The sequence below is a fragment of the Corynebacterium zhongnanshanii genome (genome assembly GCF_014490575.1).
In the GTDB taxonomy this organism is placed as follows: domain Bacteria; phylum Actinomycetota; class Actinomycetes; order Mycobacteriales; family Mycobacteriaceae; genus Corynebacterium; species Corynebacterium zhongnanshanii.
The window spans coordinates 106,014-120,724 of record NZ_CP061033.1; the positions used below are offsets into that span (position 1 = coordinate 106,014).

Here is a 14,711-nt window from a genome sequence, read left to right on the forward strand (position 1 = left end):
CCATCCCCATCGGATTAGGTGCGTTCCTAAGAAAACCCCTAAACTGTATTTTGTTATGGCTACCCCCACTGGCCGCTCGGGCGCTTATAGAAACGACATAGATGGGCTACGCGGATTCGCAATTTCGCTGGTCGTGATCTTCCACATCTTCGTAGGACGTGTGTCCTCAGGTGTGGATGTCTTCCTGTTCGTCGGGGGTGTTTTCTTCTTCGCCTCTCAGATTCGTAACGCAGTGAACCCACAGGGCCTCACCGTGGTGCAGGCGATCGTGCGCATGCTCCGCCGTCTCTTCCCGGCGCTGGTCACAGTCGTGGGGCTCAGTTTCCTCCTGGCCCTGCTGGTGTATTCACCTGCCAGGTGGGGTCCGGTAGGGCAGGACGCGGTGGCGTCGATGACGTATTGGCAGAATTTCCAGCTGGCGTTGAACAATAACGACTACGCCGCGATCAGCCGGGACGTCAGCCTGTTCCAGCATTTGTGGTCGATGTCGGTGCAGATGCAGATTTACGTCGGCGGCCTGCTGGTGATCGCCCTGATTGCGGCGCTGACCCGGCGTGCGCACTGGTCGGCCACGGCGCTGCGGGCGCTGGTGGTGGTCGCGACGATCGCGAGCTTCATCTACGCGCTGTACCTGCACGGCACGGACCAAGGCTGGAATTACTATTCGCCACTGTCTCGTTTCTGGGAGATTGGCCTGGGCGGCATTTTCGGCATGTGGGTGATTGCGAAGCCGTTGCCGAAGGCGATGGATGCGTTCCGGCTCCCCGCCGCGGTAGTGGGTCTGCTGCTGATTGTGGGGACGGGCGTGTTCCTCAACGGCGCCGAGCAGTTCCCTGGCCCTGCCACGCTGATCCCGCTGGCCGGTGCGGCGCTGGTGATTCTGGCTGGCAATCCTTCTGCGACGGGGGAACATCCGGCGGGCGTGCGCGCGCTGTTGGAGTCCGGTCCGCTGCAGTTCCTGGGTAAAACGTCCTACAGTCTGTATCTGTGGCACTGGCCGCTTCTGGTGCTCGCGACGTTCTATTTCGCCGGCGATGACCGCCGCACCGTGCACAGCGGCATGGGTATCTTCGCCACGATCCCGGGTGGCCTGGGCGCGGCGGTGGGCATCGGGACGATCCTTGTGTCCCTGGGCCTGGCATGGCTGACCTACCGTTTCGTGGAAACTCCGCTGCGGCAGGTCGTGAAGCCGCGCTCGCGGAGCTGGATTCTCTTCGACGCCGCCTACATGAAAACAGCCTTCCACTCCGGCCATCGCCGCCGTCTGGGAGCGGCATATGTGGCCGCCGCCGCTGTCGCGGTGGTGGGTCTGTCCGTTGCCGTGGCCCCGAGGGACGTGGATTCCGAGGCCGTGGTCAGTGCCGAGCCGGAGGTGTATCCCGGCCCCCAGGACCTCCTGTCCGGGCAGAAGGTGTCGAGCGCCACGCCGATCCCGGACGCGAACGCGAACGTGGATTCGATGTACCCGAAGACTCACGTGGACGGCTGCTCGGCATTGTTCGAAGAGGCCGAGCCGGTGCTAACCCACGACCGCAATAGCGGCTCGGACCCCTGCGTGTATGGCGATGTGGATTCCGATCGGACGATCTACCTGTTCGGAAACTCCCATGCTGAGCACATGCTGCCGGCCCTGGACTCCATGGGCAAGGAGCGCGGCATCAAGGTCAAGGTGCTGGTGAAGATGAGCTGCTACCCTGGCGGCGGTGCCGTCCGCTCCGATGGCGGAGACTACCCGGAGTGCGGCGAATGGCAGGAATCCACCACGCGCTACATCCTGGACAACCCGCCCACGGAGGGCGTGTACCTGATTTCCACGCATCCTGAGCCGGGGACGAAGGGGCCGGAGGAATTCGCGCCGGGCGTGCGGGATCTTGTGACCCGTTTCAACGACGCCGGGATTCACGTGTGGGCGCAACGCGATACCCCGTGGCCTCACGACGACATCGGCGATATTGATGTTCGTTTGTGTGTGGCCGATGGCCTGTACGACCCGGAGGATGTGGACGCGAACTGCGGCATGTCCCGCCAGGCTGCCTTCCAGGATGTGAACCCTGCGTTGGAGGGCTTGGCCGGGTTGGATGTGACGCATGTGGATCTGACCGACGGGTTGTGTGACGAGCATGTGTGCCCTGGTGTGATTGGCAATGTGCTGGTCTACCGCGATTCTTCGCACCTGACGAACGTGTTCTCCCGGATGTTGGCCGGGGAAGTGGAAGCGCAGATGTTCCCGCACGCTGCCTGAGAGTTCTCAGGCCCGTGGGCTAGACTCTGGGGTGATGAAAGACAGCGCGCACTCCAGACTTGGTACTCTGATTGACTCTTTGACTCGCCCGTCCTACCTGGGCGATGCTCAGCACGGTGGCCCGAGCAGGTCTTTGGCTGCGAAGTTTCTGTTTGTGGTGGCGGGAGCCGCCGTGCTGCTGGCCGTTGTTCTTCAGCCCTTAGGCTCCTCCGGTCCGGATTTCGACCCCATCTGGAACGCCGTCACCAAGTACCTCTCCGGTCAGCCGGTGTACGACGAGGACTATTCAACTCAAGACCCCCACTATCTGTACTCGCCCGGAGGAACCCTGCTCATCAGCCCTCTTGGCTGGCTACCGGGCCGTGATCTGGCGCGCTGGGTGATGCTGCTTGCCGGGGCCGGCTGCATCCTGTTGGCGATGTATCTGCTGGCCAGGGCGGTGGCGGGACCGGGGCGCCGCGCGCTGGTGGTCTGCGCTGGCTTCGTGACTGTCACGTTCTTCTTCGCCGAGCCCGTGCGATCGACCTTGAAGTACACCAACATCAATGGCTTCTTGCTGTTGCTTCAGGTCATCTTCATCCTGGCGACGGTGTCCCTCCTGCGAGCCCGGCGGGCCAGTGATGAGCCGCTCTTTCCGTGGATGGTGAGCAGTCTCAAGCGCCCCGATACTCTGGTTGCCGCGGTAGTGCTGTCCGTGGCGTTGAGCATTAAGCCCCAGTTCGTGGCGCTGGCGGTGCTGTCTGTTCTCACATTCCAGTGGGCGGTGCTGCTGGTGGCTGGTCTGTTGTTCTGCCTGTACTTCGCGTTGGGTTATGCCACCATGGCCCGCCCAGGGGACTATTTCGAGCGCCTGCTGCCGTACATCGGCGAGCCTCGGGACTACAACAATGGCTCGCTGGACGGCATGGGTCTGCAGCTGGGGTGGAACCCCGAGCTAGTGCTGGGGCTGAAGGTTGTCTTGATGCTGGTCACTCTCGGCGCCGTGTGGGCACTGTTCGCCTGGCGGCATCACGACCCATTCTTCTGGGCTGCTACCAGTGCGAGCGTCCTGTTCTGCGGTCTGCTCATGTGCAGCGGGCTGGTGCAGGGCTACTACTGCATCTGGCTGTTCCCGCTGCTCATCACGGTGCTGCGGCCGTCCTCTCCCATGCATTCCGTGTGGATGTGGTTAGCCTACTTCTGCCTGGTGTTTGCCTTCGAAGTGCCGGAGGACTGGGGAGTTATCCATAGCGTGCTTCGCTGGCAGGCCTCCATCGCCTGGATGTTTATCCCTACGTTTGTCCTGGGCTGGGCGCTGAAGAACCGGCCTTCGCAGGCTCGGGTGGCGCACAACCAGGCGGCGCACAGCCAGGCGCAGCTGGGCTAGCCGGCGCTGAGCCGCGGTGCGCAGCGCGCCGGTCGACGCGCGCCGGCCTTTAGTCGACAGTCACGCTGCCGAACATCTGGCGCTCAATTTCCTGCGCCAGGGTGCGCGCGAACACGTTCGTGTAGTGGTGGCTGTCTCGGTACACCACCACGTTGCCGATGATGCCCGGGCACCAATTATCGCGGCACAGCACTGGCGTGAGGTCAAGGTTGGTCACGCTCAGGCCCTTGTAGGCGCCGTTGTTGGGAAGAGCCTTGGTGCCCGAGTCGCGCTCTGGTTCGGCAGAATCGCTGCTTGTGCTCGATTCAGTACTCGTGGCTGTCTCGCTGGAACTGCTCGAGGTGCTGGTGGCACTGGAGGATCTCGACGTGCTGGAGCTGCTCGCGCCCTTGTCCTTCTTCGACGACGAGTCGCCCTTCTTCGACGGCGCGCTGGACACCAACATGGAGTTTCCATACGCATCCTGCTGGTACAACGCACCCGCAGGGGTGGTGTAGAACACCGCGCCAGCGCTGTTCACGTAGAAGCGATTGCCCGACGGATCCACATAGCCCGTGGGAACCAGTCCCGCCATCGGCGCTGCACCGCCAGTGCCGCTCGTACCGGTCGTGCCGTTCGTTCCCTGCGCCAGCGTGCTCTCGTGGGCACGCAAGGACACCTCCGGGGAGGAGTCCTTACCCCAGGCAGACGCAGCCGTCTTCGAGCCCGTCGCCGGATTAATTTCCTCCAAACGGCTGCGAACAGTATTGCCGCACACGGAATTAATCTCGGAAATCTCCTCGGAGGTCACCGACATTTCATTGTGGACCCCAGGGTAACCACTGCCGGCGTCGTTTTCTCCCCGCTTTCCCTCCATCATGTCGGCAACGCACAGGCGCATGTCCATCAATCCCTGAGAATCATCGGAATTATTCATGAACCACACATTGTCGCGAACAAGGTAGGAATGAATGCCCCACGAATCGAACTGCTGAACAGTTTTCAAAAACTCATCGGGAACCACCTCAGGCCCCTGGCCCAATAGGCCGGTGGGTCGGGTGCCCGTCATGAAAATGCCCTCCGTGGGCGGATTATCGTGGATGTACTGCATCACGGCTTCCGACCACACTGGGCAGGTCGGGTTCGGGGAACCATCGGCCAGCGGCAGGGAAGAATTAATCGGGCAGGCCATTTTCATCAGCGGCACCAGCTTGATTCCGCGGGATTTCATCACCACGTCCAGCGCCGGCAGGAAATGCTCCGAGTGAGACGCACCCACAAGATACAGCGTGCGGTCACTATGCACATCTCCATAGGCGCACGGCACAGGGGAGCGGTTGTAATCCTGAGTCAGAACCAAGAATGATTCCGTGAATCCTTGCGAGCAGCCATCAAAAGCTGTCTGCGGCGTGAGCGCATCAAAATCCTCCAGCGGTGGCACCAGCGGAAGATTCGCCCGCACATCCTCATTGTTCACGTTGGCGCGCGCACCCGGATACATGTCCGCATTGGAAGCATATTGCCACAACAAGTCGCCCTTATCGCGCGCACGGGAATCCACCACGGTCGGCGCGTACAGAACCGCCGCCACAATGCCCGCCAACGCCACGGCCGCCGCCACCTTGAACGGCTTCACGCCGCTAAACAGTTTCACCCACGAGCGCTCCTGCTTGGACTGCTGCCGCAGCGGCTTCTCCACCACGCGCATCGTGATCCACGCCAGCGCGATGGACCCCGCGATCACCAGCAGACCCAGGAGTGCCGGCACTTGCGTACGGCCGGACAGGTTCAGCGCAAGCACCAGCAGCGGCCAATGCCACAGGTACAGCCCATAGGAAATGCGGCCGAAGAACTGAAAAGGCGCGCTTTCCAGCAGACGGTTCACCGCGATCGCCTTACCATCAGTGCCCGCGGTCTCGTACTCCGTGCCGGTGCCCGCCAGCACAATCAGCACCGTGCCCAGCAGAGGAATCAGCGTCCACGGGCCAGGGAACTGGTGCGCACCATCCAGGAACAGGCCCGTGAAGATGATGCCGGCGATGCCGACCACACCCATCACCCAGCGAGTCCACCGCGGCGCCCGAGCCATCAGCAACGCAGGGCTGCCGTCGGTGCGAGTGCGGCTGCGTCGGCTGGTAATGACAATGCCCAGCAGGCCGCCCAGCCCGATCTCCCAGAAACGTGAGAACGTGGAGTAGTAGTTCAACGTTTGATCGTCGACGTGGAGCCATGTGGCATAGATAAACGACGCCAGCGTTGCGACCACCAAGGTAACCGTAAAAATGGGGCGTGAATACTTCCGCACCACCAGGGCAAACAGCCAAATGAACAGCAGGCTGCCCACGTAGATCTGGAACTGCACCGCCATCGACCACAGGTGCTGATACGGGCTGACCTGTTGCTGGATGGCAGCGTACTCACGCCCTGTGTTCGCAAGCGACCAGTTCTGGAAGTAGCCCAGGGACGCCACGGCGTCGTGAGCAAGGTTGGAATGCTGCAGCGTGGACAGCGCAATCAGGCCGCCACCAAGCGTCGCCGCGACCACCACCACAAGATGCGGATACAGGCGGCGGATAATGCGCACCAGGGACTGCAGCAGCGTTTGCCCCTTCGGATTCAGCGCATTATTCAACTGGCCTGAGAAGAAGAACACGCCACCGAGAAGAAGGAATACGTCCACACCAGAGGACACTCGTCCCACAAAAACGTGGAAAACAACAACCAGTGCGATGGCGAATCCACGGAGGCCTTCGATATCGGTGCGGAAACGCCGTGTAGGCGTGCTGTTCCCTGATGTGCTGCTAGACATAACCCTTCAAGAGTATCGGTGGACTAGGCCCTATTCAAAGAAGACATCCTCTAAACGCAGCACTTCTGCCTTCGATCCCGTCGCACGAGCCTGCGCCTTCGCGGTGTTCACGTATTTCGCAGCATGGGTGATGAAATACTCGGATTCTTCCGTGCTGAGCTCCCGGCGCACCTTCGCCGGAACGCCTGCGGCCAGAGACTTAGCCGGGATCTCCTGGCCCTCCAGCACCACGGCTCCCGCGGCGATGAGGGTGCCCGGGCCCACGTGGGACCGAGACAGCAGAGCCGCCTTCATGCCCACCAGGGTTCCCTTCTCCACGTGCGTGCCGTGGAGCAGAGCCATGTGGCCCACGGTCACGTCCTCCTCCAGGATGCAGGGGGCAGAGGACTCCTCGTGGATCACGGAGTTGTCTTGGATGTTCGTCCGGGCGCCGATTCTGATGGAGCCGACATCAGCACGGAGGACGCATCCATAGAACACCGAGGCGTCGGGTCCAATTTCCACATCGCCGATGATCGTCGCATTCGGGGCGATATACGCCGAGCGGTGGATACGTGGGACTTTGCCGTTAAACGGCAGGATGAGTGGTTGAGCGTGTGGGGGCGTGTTCATGCTTTTTAAGGATAATGGGAACATGACCTCTACGCGCACGATTCTTGTAATCCATCACAGCCCCACGCCCACAGCTCGCGATGTCGCAGACACAGTGCTGACCGCGGTACGGGACGCCGCAGAGACGATCAACACCAGTAGCGACTTCGATGTCCACGTGGACGTGGTGGAACGCACCCCGCTGGAGGGCATGCCAGAGAAGGAACTCGCCGAGGAACTGGTGGCCGCGGACGCCGTGATTTTCGGAACCACCGCGAACTTCGGCTACATCTCCGGCGCGCTGAAACACTACTTCGACGTGGTGTTCGTGCAGGCGCACGAGCGCACCGAAGGAAAGCCCGCCAGCTGGTGGATCCGCGGCGGCTACGACACCACGGGCGCCGCCAAGGCCATGCGCACCCTCACGACGGGCTTCAGCGTGGACGTGGCCGCTGAGCCCGTGGAGTTCTGCGGTGAGGTGGATCCACACCGCGAAGCGCTGACGGAGATGGCGCAGACCATCGTCGGCGCGGCGTTGGGGTGAGCCGCCGACGGGGTGAACCGGCGGCGTCGGTGTTATTGGGAATCAGACAACGCGTAAGCCAGCCCCGCCACCGTACCGGTCACGGTGAGCACAGCAGGCCACGCCCCGATCTTCTTAGCCAGCGGGTGGGACGCACCGAAGGCACCCACGTACGCGGCGGTCAAGCCCGCAGCGACAGGAGCCCCGGCCTTCGCCGCCCAAGAGCGAGCCGCGTAGCCGCCAGCAGCGGCCAGGATCACGCCACCAAGAGGACGAATGCCGGTCTCGCGGGCCGTGAGCCACCCACCAATCAGGCCGGTAGACACCACAGCAGCGGTGTTGACGTCGCGGGCGGACTTCAGGGAAAACTGGTTGTTCTTAGCCATAATTGTCATAGTACTGCGTGGCCCCTACACACGCGGTCAAGTAGGACTGTTCGCCACCCCTTAAACCGGGGCTCTCGCCACCCCTTGCACGCGCTCCACGTGGTTGCTAGTCTGTGCCACGCACTTCAGTGCCGAACGCCACGTGACAGTAGGCACGCATCGTTATAACGTCTAAACTAATAGGTATGAGCTCTTTCACTACTCGACTGACTAAATTGTGGGGTATCGACAAGCCCATCGTCTCCGCCCCTATGGCCGGACGCGCCGGAGGCGAGCTGGCTCGAGCAGTCAGCCTCGCCGGCGGCCTCGGAACCTTTGGCGTCTCCGCCTCGGCATCGCCCGAATGGATCACCGAGCAGGCAGCCATCGCCCGCCAGGGCGGCGTGTACGGCATCGGCCTTATGCTCTGGGCGATGGAGAAGAACCCAGAGCTGGGTGAGCAACAGTGGAAGGCTGTCTTGGACGCGCGCCCAAGCGTCGTATCTCTAGGATTCGGCGACTCCACCCGCTACGTGGAAGAGGCGCACGACCACGGCATCAGCGTGGTCCAGCCCGTCAACACCATCGCGCAACTCCGCACGGCCCTGGCGGCCGAGGCTGACGCCATCACGGTGCAAGGCACAGACGCCGGCGGTCACACCGGACGCCTGGGCACCACCCCATGGATGCAGATCGCCCTGGACTACATGGAAATCCACGCGCCGGCGATCCCCGTGGCCGTGGCGGGTGGCATCGGCTCGGGCCGCGGCGTGGCGTCCGTCCTCGCCGCCGGCGCCGACGCAGCCTGGGTGGGCACCGCCTTCCTCGCCAGCCCCGAATGCCTCGGCGGCGAAGAACTGCAGAAAGCGTCCGTTAACGCCCGATCCACCGACGCCGTGCTCACCGATATCTACGACATTGCGGAACAGCAGGCATGGGACACCGAAACCTGGCCCACCCGAACCATCCGTAATTCCTTCGTGGACGCGTACGCTGAGCTGCGGGAACGTGGCGAAGTGAGCGACGACGAACTCATTGCCGCCCGCGCGCCGGGTGGTGACTACGCCGATGAGCTGAAGCTTCACGCGGGTCAGGGTGTGAGCCTGCTGCGCTCGCGCATGCCGGCGGGCAAGGTGGTGGACATGCTCCACGACGACGCCATGCATTTCCTGGAGCGCATGCGGACCCGGCTGGGGTAGTGGTGCGGGCCCGGCTGGGTTGAGGAAGCAGGCCTGGCGGGGTTGAGGATGCGAGCGCGGCTGGGATCGTTATAGCGTGGAGTCTATGGGCATGTCAGTGGATCGTGTGTACAACGTCCGAGATGAGCAAGACTCCGCGAAGGTGTACTTCCTTGTTGATCGGCTGTGGCCGCGCGGGGTGAAGAAAGAGTCCCTGTATCTCGGCTTCGACGGCGATGATGCGGGGTGGTTGAAAGAGCTCACGCCGTCATCAGAGTTGCGGAAGCGTTTTCATGCGGAGTCCGGCGGAATCGACTTTGAGGAGTTCACCGGCCTGTACCTCCAGGAGCTGGAGGACGCGCAGAGCACAGGGGAGCTGGACAGTGCTGTGGAGCTGGTGCGGAGGGCTGTTCGGGGTGGTGGCCAAGGTGGTCAGGGAGACGTTGTCTTGCTGACGGCCAACAAGGACGAGAGTGAGAATCACGCCGACGTGTTGCGGACGTGGTTGGAGGAGCAGCTGTAGGCAGAGTCCTCATCGTTTTGTCTTAATCGTTTCAGCGCCCCCGACCTGTGCCGCGGGATCCTGGTACCCTGGTTCGCATGGAAAATATTATTCTCGCAGCAAGTGCAACTCCTGCCCTCGGATTCTTCGGCTGGATCATCATCGGTGGTCTGGCTGGCTGGATCGGATCCAAGATCATGGGCACTGATGAGCAGATGGGCATCTTCGCCAACATCGGTGTCGGTATCGTCGGTGGTTTCCTCGGCGGCTGGGTCTTCTCCCTGTTCGGCATCGAATCCGGCGGAAAGTGGTTCTCCTTCCTGACCTGCCTGATCGGTGCATGCCTGTTCCTCTACATCCTGAAGCTGGTCACCGGCAAGAAGTAAAACCCCTCAACATCTCACAACGCATGGCCGACCGATCACCGGCTGTGCACGAGAAAACCTGGCTGGCAGATGAGCGTCATCTGCCAGCCAGGTTTTCTTTATAGGAAGCTTCCGTCATCGCGGGAAGCTCCTTTCATCGTAGGAAGTCTGTCATCGGCGCTGTCCAGTTCGGCGAAGGGGCAACGGGGGAAGCTGATGGTGAGCGGTGTGGCACAACCGTAGGATTATGGTGAGTTGGCGGAAACATCTTTCCCTCGGAGGAGGAATAGTGAAGAACAATGAACGTATGACCACTCTCATGATTGCTGCTGTGACCTCTGCACGCGCAAGCGTTCCGGCTGGAGCCGCGGAAAGTGCACGTGCAGCCCACGTTTTCGAACTCCGATGATGTCCTCAGATAACGCATCAGCGCGAGCCATCTTTTGGCTGAATCTAGCTGTTTCGACCTCCGGTTGTCTTCTTCTCGGGATCGCGGTGGGAAGTCATACGTCAGTTGCCGACTCATATCTGGGTGACTACTGGGGAATCGTCGCGATTGGGATTGTGCTGGCAATTTTGTACAGGTACCTTGACGGCCGTCGCCTGTCTCGTGCACCTCATGGCACTCAGAAACACACGGGCGAATCCTTAGTGGTCTTCGTCATCACGATCATGGCAAACCTTGGGCTTTGTCCTACTCTTATTTTCGCTTCGGTTCCCCGTCTGCTGTGCCTTGCTGCCTGTGTATTCCTCGCTGCTCTACCGTTGGCCCAGGTCCGAGTGCGTACTTAGGCCTCGTTTCTTTGCTGCACCGTCAACGTCTTCTAGAAGAGTAGGCCCTGACAGGGGTTGTGTGGCCTCGAGATACAGGAAGCTTTCTTAGATCTGCGACAGGAGAAGCCCCACCAGGACAGCCGCCAGAACCGCGAGCACGCACACGCTGATGCCCGCCACGATCGAAGGGTACTTCCGCACGAAGGATGTGATGAATCCTGAAGTGGAATCCTCCTCAGAGTCGTCCGGTGAGTTGTCATCCACATCAAATGTGTTCTCATCGGCGGAGGTGCGGGAGCTTTTCCCTGTGTGATTGTTGTCGCAGAGCGGGTTCGCGTTCAGCACATGATGGCTCTTGTAGACCTCCTGTGAGGAGGACGGGGGAGCAAGCTGAGTCACAGGAACGCCCGAGGACGTCAGAAAACCGCCACGCTGCAACGGCGCGGCAATGAATGTACCGCGATCGCCATTGTGCTGCTCCTGGACACCATGGGGCATAGCTTCCTCCGTAACTTTTTCCCTTAGCTTATCCATGCAGGTGAGTGGATGAAAATATGCAGGCGGAGGACTATGGGCACCGCCGACGTCACCGTGGAGGATCAAGGGTGTTCGATTATGGGAACAGTCTATGTAGGACGGTGCCGTTAGGCTAGGGGTAACGATCTAGGGGTATCGATAAGGAGGAGATCGCATGACTACACCCGAACCGCTTGCCATCACGTCAGGTGGCCAATTCATTGGACCGGACGGAACGGCGCGCCCAGAGTGGGCCTACCGCAGTGACCTGGACCAGGATTACTTTGACAATGAATGGGGACGGCCCGTCATCACCGAGCATGGATTGCTGGAAAGGATCACTCTCGAAGGTTTCCAGTCCGGCTTGAGTTGGGCGACTATTTTGCGCAAGCGTCCCGACTTTCGGCGTGTGTTCCACATGTTTGACCCGGAGCGGATCTGCGCCATGACGGAGTCTGACAGGCAAGAAGCTCTGGCGGACACGCGCTTGATCCGTAACGAACGCAAGCATGCGGCGCTTTATGCCAATGCTCAGGCCGCCCTGGAGTTGCGAGAAGACCCGCGCTGGCAGACTCTCCCAGAGGACGCTCCAGCTCGAGACATTCTGCAGGGCGCGGCAGGGCGCCTGGCTCCCGGATTGCCGGTGCTGGTGTGGTCGTTCGTTCCACGGGAGCATCGGCGACCAACACGCGTGGCAGAGGTTCCGAGCCATAGTGCCGAATCAAAGGAGCTGGCGAAGACCTTGAAATCCTACGGTTTCGCTTTCGTGGGACCCACCACCGCCTACGCCCTGATGCAGGCGATAGGCATGGTGGACGACCGAGTGGATGAGGCGCCAGGGGGTGGGGCCTAGATCTTCGCCGCTGTTTCCACCGCTTGGCGGATGGCGCGCTTGGCGTCCAACTCCGCTGCCACATCAGCGCCACCGATGATGTGAACGCGAGGATCGTGGGTATTGGAGGCTGGCTCCGGCGCGGCGTTGGAGGAGGCATTGGAGGATGCGTCCTCGGAAGCCCATTCGGCCGCCAGGTCATCGGACTTCTCCGGTGCCGTAGGCTCCCAGCCCTCGGGGCGCACGGACTCCTGGCCGGTGCACAGCACCACCGTGTCCACCGGCAGCGTGATGGCGATGCGGTCCTGGCCTTCGGCTGCGGCTGCTTCTGCAGCCTTCGCCGCGGCCTGCTCGCCAGCATCGCCACCGCCGAACAGGTACTTCAGCGCGCGGGAATCAGAAGGCACCGTGATGTGGAGGCCGTCCTTGGCTACCTTCTCGTAGCTCACGCCCGGCACCTGCAGAGCACCGCCCATCAGCACGGCAGCGCGGTGAACCCAGCCGGTGGTCTTACCCAATCCCTTACCCAGAGAGGAGGTTTTACGTTGAAGCATCACAATCTGACGCGGTGCCTTGTGTGGCTGCGGGCGGCCCAAGTTGCCGATCACGTCGGTGCTATCCACCACGCCCCACTGCGTGCGCCACTCGTCAATGGACTGTGGATGAGGAACATAGTCCTGCTCATCAGAGTGCTCAGTGGAGTGTTTCGAGGAGGAATCTGCGGCCGGCGAGGCAGATTCCCCAGGCTGTGCCACGGGAGCCTCCAGCAGGAACTCCGCGACGTCGAAGCCAATACCGCCGGCGCCGATGACGGCCACAGATTGACCTGCCTGCTTCTTGCCACTGATGAGGTCCGCGTACGTCACCACCTGAACACCCTGACCATCCGCGTCCAGCAGGCGGCCAGCAAGACCATCTTCCACACCCTCAAACTGCGGGATACGAGGGGACACGCCAGTGGCCACGATGACCTCGTCGAAGCCCTGCTCCAGCAACTCTTCGGGGGTCTTGCGCTGGCCGTACTCGATGTATACGTCGGCGCGCTTGAGGCGTTCCTGCACCGCGGTCAAGGTGGACACGAACTCCTCCTTGCCGGGGATGCGCATCGCCAGCTGGAACTGTCCACCCGCCCGGTTCGCCGCCTCAAACACGGTGACCTTGTGGCCTCGCTCCGCCAGCGCTTCGGCGGCGAACAGGCCGGCCACGCCAGCGCCGATCACACCGACGTTCTTCGTGGTGCGCGTAGGCCCCAGCACCAGCTCCGTTTCGTAGCAGGCGCGCGGATTCACCAGGCAGGTAGAACGCTTATTGCTGAACGTGTGGTCCAAGCAAGCCTGGTTGCAGGCGATGCAGTGGTTAATGAGCTGCGCATCACCGGCGGCCACGCGGTTGACGAACTGGGCATCCGCCAGCAGCGGACGCGCCATGGACACGAAGTCCGCATGGCCGTCGGCCAGGACTTTCTCGGCCACATCCGCGGTGTTGATGCGGTTCGAGGCAACCACGGGCACGGAGACGTGCTCGCGCAGCGCCTTCGTTGCCCACGTGAACGCGGCCCGTGGAACAGACGTGACGATGGTGGGGATCTTCGCTTCGTGCCAGCCGATGCCGGAGCTGAACATGTCCACTCCAGCCTCCTCCAGGCGGCTGGCGAGTGCGAACACCTCCTCCTGAGTCTGGCCATCCTCCACAAGCTCCAGGACAGAGATGCGGTAGTCCACGATGAAGTCATCCGGGACCGCAGCGCGGACCGCCTTCACAATCTCCACGGGGAAGTTTTGGCGCTTCTCAACGCTTCCGCCCCAGTTGTCCTCACGAGAGTTCGTGCGCGCGGCCAAGAACTGGTTGATGAGGTAGCCCTCGGAGCCCATGATCTGCACGCCGTCGTAACCAGCGCGCGCCGCGTAGGAGGCCGCGGTGGCGTAGGCGTTGATCGTGTCCCAGATCTCCTCCTCCGTCAAGGCGGCGGCAGGGAAAGGACTGATGGGGGACTGGGTATCCGACGCAGACTTCGCCATCGGGTGGTACCCGTACCGTCCAGAGTGCAACAGTTGCAAGATAGCGAGCGCTCCGCCGTCATGGACGGCGGAGGTCACAGCGCGGTGGGCGTCGGATATTTCCTCGTTATCAAAGGGCAAACCATACGGGGTGAGGTTGCCGGCGAGGGTGGGGGCGTAACCGCCGGTGACGATGGCGGCCACACCACCCTCGGCACGTTCTTTGAAGTAGGCCGCGAGCTTCGGGATGTCGTCGAGGCTGTCCTCGAGGCCGGTGTGCATGGAGCCCATGATCACGCGGTTGCGGAACTCGCGACCGCGGACGGTGAGCGGAGAGAGAAGTTGTGGAGTCGTCATGAGAGTCATTGTGGCGGAGATTACGGAAAAAGTCAGGGAAAGACATGGAATTGCTGCGTTGGGGCGCGAATTGGGGTGTGCAAGACGGTGTGTTGGGCGGCGTATCGCGGGGACGTGGATGCGCGTGTAGATGCAGGTATGGATGCGCATGGGGAGGCGCGCGTGGATGCGTGCGCGCATGCGCCCCCACGGATGCAGATGTACCCCAACGCACACACTTGCACATATGCGCATAAATGTGAAGCCCGCCATAGTTCTCAGTAGTGCAAAACTTAATTGAGGCTGGCCTAATTTTACATGGTTGCGGAATTGAGT

Annotated in this window: 12 protein-coding genes; 7 read left to right on the forward strand and 5 right to left on the reverse strand. The window is 61.8% G+C overall.

Annotated elements, in window-relative coordinates; genetic code table 11:
• Positions 1–55 precede the first annotated feature (55 nt).
• On the forward strand, positions 56–2,242 hold the full coding sequence (locus IAU67_RS00510; protein WP_151842739.1) for an acyltransferase family protein: 2,187 nt from the start codon (positions 56–58) through the stop codon (positions 2,240–2,242).
• A gap of 34 nt (positions 2,243–2,276) precedes the next feature.
• Positions 2,277–3,608 carry a glycosyltransferase family 87 protein gene (locus IAU67_RS00515; protein WP_151842738.1) on the forward strand — a complete coding sequence of 444 codons (1,332 nt, stop codon included), beginning with the start codon at positions 2,277–2,279 and terminating at the stop codon, positions 3,606–3,608.
• 49 nt (positions 3,609–3,657) lie between these two features.
• Here the strand turns inward: IAU67_RS00515 and IAU67_RS00520 are convergent, their stop codons facing one another.
• Positions 3,658–6,396 (reverse strand): acyltransferase family protein, encoded by a 2,739-nt coding sequence (locus tag IAU67_RS00520; protein WP_151842737.1) that lies wholly within the window; start codon positions 6,394–6,396, stop codon positions 3,658–3,660.
• A 30-nt stretch (positions 6,397–6,426) separates the two neighbouring features.
• Positions 6,427–7,008 carry a gamma carbonic anhydrase family protein gene (locus IAU67_RS00525; protein WP_151842736.1) on the reverse strand — a complete coding sequence of 194 codons (582 nt, stop codon included), beginning with the start codon at positions 7,006–7,008 and terminating at the stop codon, positions 6,427–6,429.
• 22 nt (positions 7,009–7,030) lie between these two features.
• Here IAU67_RS00525 and IAU67_RS00530 point away from each other — a divergent pair, with 22 nt between their 5' ends.
• Complete coding sequence (locus tag IAU67_RS00530; RefSeq protein ID WP_151842735.1) at positions 7,031–7,531, forward strand: NAD(P)H-dependent oxidoreductase; 501 nt, start codon at positions 7,031–7,033, stop codon at positions 7,529–7,531.
• A gap of 32 nt (positions 7,532–7,563) precedes the next feature.
• On the opposite strand, the gene IAU67_RS00535 is transcribed toward IAU67_RS00530, so the two are convergent.
• Positions 7,564–7,896, reverse strand: a complete 333-nt coding sequence (locus IAU67_RS00535) for a hypothetical protein (protein ID WP_187767926.1) — start codon at positions 7,894–7,896, stop codon at positions 7,564–7,566.
• Positions 7,897–8,081: 185 nt separating this feature from the next.
• On the opposite strand from IAU67_RS00535, the gene IAU67_RS00540 reads away from it, so the two are divergent.
• The 3 genes from IAU67_RS00540 (at position 8,082) to IAU67_RS00550 (ending at position 9,941) form a co-directional block, all read left to right on the forward strand.
• Complete coding sequence (locus tag IAU67_RS00540) at positions 8,082–9,074, forward strand: NAD(P)H-dependent flavin oxidoreductase (RefSeq protein WP_151842733.1); 993 nt, start codon at positions 8,082–8,084, stop codon at positions 9,072–9,074.
• A 91-nt stretch (positions 9,075–9,165) separates the two neighbouring features.
• Positions 9,166–9,576 (forward strand): DUF488 domain-containing protein, encoded by a 411-nt coding sequence (locus IAU67_RS00545; protein ID WP_151842732.1) that lies wholly within the window; start codon positions 9,166–9,168, stop codon positions 9,574–9,576.
• A 77-nt stretch (positions 9,577–9,653) separates the two neighbouring features.
• Entirely contained in the window at positions 9,654–9,941 is a 288-nt protein-coding gene (locus tag IAU67_RS00550) for a GlsB/YeaQ/YmgE family stress response membrane protein (RefSeq protein ID WP_151842731.1), read from the forward strand.
• Positions 9,942–10,799: 858 nt separating this feature from the next.
• On the opposite strand, the gene IAU67_RS00555 is transcribed toward IAU67_RS00550, so the two are convergent.
• A complete protein-coding gene (locus tag IAU67_RS00555; protein WP_151842729.1) occupies positions 10,800–11,228 on the reverse strand; it encodes a hypothetical protein in 429 nt (142 codons plus the stop codon).
• Between the two features lie 157 nt (positions 11,229–11,385).
• Between IAU67_RS00555 and IAU67_RS00560 the strand changes: the two genes are divergently transcribed.
• On the forward strand, positions 11,386–12,063 hold the full coding sequence (locus IAU67_RS00560; protein ID WP_151842728.1) for a DNA-3-methyladenine glycosylase I: 678 nt from the start codon (positions 11,386–11,388) through the stop codon (positions 12,061–12,063).
• Here IAU67_RS00560 and IAU67_RS00565 read toward each other — a convergent pair.
• Entirely contained in the window at positions 12,060–14,396 is a 2,337-nt protein-coding gene (locus tag IAU67_RS00565; RefSeq protein WP_225723554.1) for an NADPH-dependent 2,4-dienoyl-CoA reductase, read from the reverse strand. The two genes, IAU67_RS00560 and IAU67_RS00565, sit on opposite strands and share 4 nt — an antisense overlap.
• Between the last annotated feature and the right edge of the window lie 315 nt (positions 14,397–14,711).